The sequence below is a fragment of the Arthrobacter sp. H14 genome (assembly GCF_000520495.1).
Classification (GTDB): domain Bacteria; phylum Actinomycetota; class Actinomycetes; order Actinomycetales; family Micrococcaceae; genus Arthrobacter_C.
Map to the genome: position 1 here is coordinate 1 of NZ_AZRX01000525.1, position 963 is coordinate 963.

Annotated in this window: 1 protein-coding gene; it reads left to right on the plus strand. The window is 61.5% G+C overall.

Going from position 1 to position 963, the window contains the following annotated elements:
• Positions 1-243: 243 nt before the first annotated feature.
• The coding region (locus tag Y707_RS0102250; protein WP_026533879.1) for a M12 family metallo-peptidase at positions 244-963 on the plus strand (720 nt) is incomplete at its 3' end.

The following is a 963-nucleotide window of genomic DNA, read 5'->3' on the forward strand; positions in this document are numbered from 1 at the left end:
TGGACCGGCTGTCGCGGCCTCAAGAGTCGTTGACTCATCCATGTTCTTCCGGTGTGTCCTGGCAGACAGGCCCGGTAACAATAGTATCATTGATAACTTTGACCACTCTGGTGCTAACTTGGGTTCCGGTGCGGCTGTACGCATATGCGCTGATATAGGACCACGGGGTCACGGGGGGATCAGCGGGACAGCGGCCACGCCCTGCCGAAAGCCGGCAGGCGCTTGTCGGGAAGCTTCCTAAGCATGACTAAATCTCCCACCCAGTCCATGGTCGGTCTCACCGGCCGCGTCAAAGCCGTACTGTCCGCCATCACGGCACTGACCATCATCGTTGCGTCCCTCCTGATGGCACCCGCTGCGTACGCCGCACCCACCGGGCCGCCCGAGCCGCGGCCGGTCGACGGTGCCCCTAAAACGCATCACCACTATGAACCGGGGCAAATTCCGGGAGTCGGACGATACAGTGGCCGCGAAGGAGCTATGGAAGCCCGCGCGCCCCATCCCGCCGGTGATATCAAGGTCACGTTGGTGAGGGCGCAGCTTCATGACGACGCCGGAGACTACGCATCAGTGTCTTTGGACCAGGCCCGGCAGGCGATCGATGTCGCGGACGATTATTGGTCCGATATGTCCAACGGCCGGATTTCCATTGCCGTGGAGGAAACCCTGCCCCGGCTCAGAACCGCTGCCAAGGCAAGCTGGAACTACTGGGACATCATGGACCAGATCACCAAAGAGCTGGGCTGGACGTACGAAGAAGGCGAGGCACTGGTGGTCTTCGTCCCCCAAAACCTGCTCTCCAGCGGGGCATACGGTGCTGGCTGGACGACGGACGGCGTATCGGGACGCATCCTGATGCCGCGTCCCAGCAGCTACAGCCTGACCGACAGCGTCCTGGCACACGAATTTGGTCACCTTTTTGGTCTGGGCCATGCGAACGCTCTGACCTGTAACGATGGTGCG